Below are 4,248 nucleotides of genomic sequence, written 5' to 3'. Positions count from 1 at the left end.
AATATCTACTTGAACACGCTAGACCGACTGTGGGAAAAGTATGGACTTACCCACGGAATACTCGTAAGGTATGCGGATGATACTGTAATCATTTGCAAGAACAAGAAAAGTGCAAACCATGCATTGACACTGTTGCAGTACATCATGGGAAAACTGGACTTGAAACTACATCCTGTTAAGACGAAGATTGTATGTATGTGGGACGGACAGGAAGGCTTTGACTTCCTGGGAATGCATCACAGGCGTATGACAACAGAGACGAGACAGGGAAACACTTTTCAAGAGACCTATCAGTACCCAAGTCGAAAGGCAATGAAAAAGATGAAATCTGCAATAAAGTCGAACGTGAATAGTAGAAGTCTACTGGTAGCAAGCGAAGAGGATTTAATAAAGAATCTGAATCCGAAGATAACAGGGTGGAAGAACTATTACACAACAAAGACAAGTGGTAAATGGATGCAGGCACTTGACTGGTACATTATATGTACCTTTACGAGATGGTACAACAAGAAACATCAGAGACGTAACCATATGTCAAAGGTGGGATATGTGAGAAGCACCTTATATGAAAAAGGCTTAAAAAGAATGGCTACGGCATGACGTAATGCTGTAGAAAGAAGAATGTCGGAAAGCCGTGTGAGGGAGAACCTCATGCACGGTTTGATGAGGGGAAAGAGGGCAAAGCCCTCTAACCTACTCTACTGGAAATTCATCCTTATATGTATCTTGCGAATTTGCAAAAAATGCATTATGATAATGGGTATACGTAAAAAATGTGATGATTCAGAAGAAATGGATATAAATTCTTCTGAGTAATTGAAAAAATGGAGGAAAAGGATGATTTCTGGACAGGTAATACAGAATGCTATTGACGAATTAAAAGCAATTACCCGAGTAGACTTATGTGTATTAGATACAGATGGGAATCAGGTTGCTACTACTTTTACAGATGAACAGCCGGATGTTTCCAGTATTGAATTATTTGTACAGTCACCGGCAGACAGTCAGGTGATGCAGGGATGTCATTTCTTTAAGATTATGGATAATCAGATACCAGAATATGTGCTGGTAGCGAGAGGGAATGGAGAAGACGGTTATATGATCGGAAAGATCGCTGTCAGTGAGCTGCACAATCTGATGGTAGCGTATCATGAAAAGCAGGATCGCAACAGCTTTATCCAGAATGTGTTGATGGATAATATGCTTCTTGTGGATATCTATAATCGTGCAAAGAAGCTTCACATAGATATTGAAGCCAAACGAGTGGTTTATCTGATTGAAACAAAGCAGGAGCAGGATAGCAGTGCGCTGGAACTGGTGAGAACCCTGTTTGCAGGAAGCAGCCGAGACTTTATCACAGCCGTAGATGAGAAAAATATCATTTTAGTGAAGGAATTAAAACCAGAAGAAGGATACGAGACCGTAGAACAGACGGCAAAGATGCTGCTGGATATGTTGAATAGTGAAGCTATGTCTAAGGTACGGATTGCTTATGGAACTATGATCTCTGAGATCCGTTTCCTGTCCAAGTCTTATAAAGAAGCAAAAATGGCACTGGATGTAGGAAAGATTTTCTACGAAGAGAAGAGTATCATTGCATATAATACACTGGGTATTGGTCGCCTGATTTATCAGCTGCCGATTCCACTGTGTGAGATGTTCATGAATGAAGTATTTGGAGGCGAACTGCCGGAATCTCTGGATGATGAGACATTGATGACTATCAACAAGTTCTTTGAAAACAGCCTGAATGTGTCTGAGACATCCCGACAGCTCTACATTCACAGAAATACGCTGGTTTATCGTCTGGAGAAGATTCAGAAGAGTACTGGTCTGGATGTGCGTGTCTTTGAAGATGCATTAACATTCCGGATTGCATTGATGGTTTCCAATTATATGAAATATATGGAACGAAATACGTTCTAATAAATTTTAAAGAGGAGATAGGATATGGTGAAATTATATGATGGTGGCGTCTATCTGGTGAATGGAACCGAGATTGTAGAAGACAATCGAGACGCACAGGAAGTATTAACCAGTAAAACAGGATATGCAGTATCCAGAGAAGAAGCTGCAAAGAATACAATTGCGTACCGCATTTTACAGGCACACAATACTTCTGGCAGCATGGAGAAGCTGCAGATTAAGTTCGATAAACTGACTTCTCATGACATTACATTTGTTGGTATTATTCAGACTGCAAGAGCATCTGGGCTGGAGAAGTTTCCGGTGCCTTATGTACTGACCAACTGTCATAACAGCCTTTGTGCAGTTGGTGGAACCATCAATGAAGACGACCATATGTTTGGACTGACCTGTGCCAAGAAGTATGGTGGAGTCTATGTACCTCCTCATCAGGCAGTCATTCATCAGTTTGCCAGAGAGATGTTGGCTGGCGGTGGAAAGATGATTCTGGGATCTGACTCCCATACCCGTTATGGTGCGTTGGGTACGATGGCCATGGGAGAAGGCGGACCGGAGCTGGTAAAACAGCTGCTGAACAAGACATATGATATTAATATGCCGAAAGTAGTCGGTGTGTACCTGACAGGAAAGCCGGAAAAAGGTGTAGGGCCTCAGGACGTGGCACTGGCTATTATCGGAGCGGTATTCGGAAATGGCTATGTGAACAACAAAGTAATGGAATTCGTAGGACCAGGTGTGGAAAACTTAAGTGCAGATTTCCGTATCGGTATTGATGTTATGACGACAGAGACCACCTGTCTGTCCTCAATCTGGAAGACAGATGATCAGATTAAGGAATTCTATGAAATTCACGGAAGAAGCGGAGACTATGAGGAACTGAATCCGGGAGCTGTGGCTTACTATGATGGTATGGTATATGTGGATCTGTCTCAGGTAAAACCGATGATCGCCATGCCGTTCCATCCAAGTAATACGTATACGATTGAGGAATTAAATGCGAATCTGGATGATATTCTTCTGGATGTGGAAAAGCGTGCGAAGGTGAGCCTTGGCGGAGCTGTTGATTTTACCCTGAGAGATAAAGTGCGCGATGGAAGAATGTATGTAGATCAGGGAATTATCGCCGGATGCGCCGGTGGTGGTTTTGAAAATATCTGTGCAGCAGCAGATATCCTGAAGGATGCTTATATTGGAGCAGATGAGTTTACTTTGAGCATTTATCCGGCAAGTACACCGATCTATATGGAACTGGCAAAGAATGGACGTCTGGCAGATCTGATTAAGACCGGAGCCATTGTAAAGACTGCATTCTGCGGACCATGTTTTGGTGCCGGAGATACTCCTGCCAATAATGCATTTTCCATTCGTCACTCTACCAGAAACTTCCCGAACCGTGAAGGCAGCAAGCTGCAGAGTGGACAGATCGCTTCCGTAGCACTGATGGATGCCCGTTCTATTGCAGCCACTGCAGCGAATAAGGGATATCTGACGGCGGCAACGGATGTGGATGCACACTTTACCAATCCGAAGTATTTCTTTGACAGTAGTATTTATGCACATCGTGTCTTTGACAGTAAGGGTGTGGCAGATCCGTCTGTAGAGATCAAGTTTGGCCCGAATATTAAAGACTGGCCAGAGATGCCGGCATTGACAAAGCATCTGATGCTGAAGGTGGTTTCTGAGATTCATGATCCGGTTACTACAACCGATGAGCTGATTCCATCTGGTGAGACATCATCTTATCGATCCAATCCGCTGGGACTGGCAGAGTTCACCTTATCCAGAAAGGATCCGGCATACGTTGGACTGGCCAAAGAAGTACAGAAAGCAGAAAAAGCGAGAGAGGCCAATGAATGTATGGGAGATGCACTTCCAGAGCTTCGTCCGATTATGCATAAAGTAAAAGAAGTATATCCAGATGCATGTAAGGAAACAGTGGGTGTGGGAAGTACCATCTTTGCAGTGAAACCAGGTGATGGATCCGCCCGTGAACAGGCTGCATCCTGCCAGAAAGTATTAGGCGGCTGGGCAAATATTGCCAATAGCTATGCAACGAAGAGATATCGTTCCAATCTGATCAACTGGGGTATGCTTCCATTTCTGATCGAAGAAGGAGATCTGCCATTTGCCAAGGGAGATTACATCTTTGTTCCGGAGATTCGCAAGGCAATCGAAGATAAGGCGACCGAGATAAAAGCATACGTGGTAAAAGAAAATGAAATGAAAGAATTTACTCTGAAAATGGGCGAGCTGACAGAGGATGAGAGAACCATCATCCTGAAAGGATGCCTGATCAATTATTATAGAGGATAAAGAAGACCA

Annotated in this window: 3 protein-coding genes; all 3 read left to right on the top strand. The window is 43.3% G+C overall.

Going from position 1 to position 4,248, the window contains the following annotated elements; genetic code table 11:
* A partial coding sequence (locus OCV47_RS03865; protein ID WP_262653886.1) for a group II intron maturase-specific domain-containing protein occupies positions 1-600 on the top strand: 600 nt, incomplete at its 5' end.
* 237 nt (positions 601-837) lie between these two features.
* Positions 838-1,926: a PucR family transcriptional regulator gene (locus tag OCV47_RS03860; RefSeq protein WP_117449471.1), complete on the top strand. Its 1,089-nt coding sequence runs from the start codon at positions 838-840 to the stop codon at positions 1,924-1,926.
* 24 nt (positions 1,927-1,950) lie between these two features.
* Positions 1,951-4,239 (top strand): hydratase, encoded by a 2,289-nt coding sequence (locus tag OCV47_RS03855; RefSeq protein ID WP_262653884.1) that lies wholly within the window; start codon positions 1,951-1,953, stop codon positions 4,237-4,239.
* Positions 4,240-4,248 lie beyond the last annotated feature (9 nt).

Source organism: Muricoprocola aceti (genome assembly GCF_025567005.1).
GTDB classification, from domain to species: Bacteria; Bacillota; Clostridia; order Lachnospirales; family Lachnospiraceae; genus Marvinbryantia; species Marvinbryantia aceti.
This window is presented reverse-complemented; position numbering and strand designations above follow the sequence as displayed.